This window comes from Mammaliicoccus sp. L-M44 (assembly GCF_022386355.1).
GTDB classification, from domain to species: Bacteria; Bacillota; Bacilli; order Staphylococcales; family Staphylococcaceae; genus Mammaliicoccus; species Mammaliicoccus sciuri_A.
The window spans coordinates 1-273 of the sequence record NZ_JAJNIU010000085.1 but is presented as its reverse complement, the minus strand read 5'-3'; the positions used below and the strand labels follow the sequence as shown (position 1 = coordinate 273).

Genomic DNA, 273 nt, shown 5'->3' with positions numbered 1-273 from the left:
CCTCCTTTCTAAGGATATTACGGAATGACCATTAGGTCATGGAATAACGGAGACATATTGTATTCAGTTTTGAATGTTTATAACATTCAACTTAAGAATGGGCCTATAGCTCAGCTGGTTAGAGCGCACGCCTGATAAGCGTGAGGTCGATGGTTCGAGTCCATTTAGGCCCACCATTTTAAATTGCACATTGAAAACTAGATAAGTAAGTAAAATAGATTTTACCAAGCAAAAAACCGAGTGAATTTCTAACGAAATTCAACAAGCTTAATA

General features: G+C 37.0%; 1 tRNA gene. It reads left to right on the top strand.

Features of this window, described 5'->3' with window-relative positions:
• The first annotated feature begins 99 nt into the window (after positions 1-99).
• Positions 100-176, top strand: a tRNA-Ile gene (locus tag LQ611_RS14040).
• Positions 177-273: the final 97 nt, after the last annotated feature.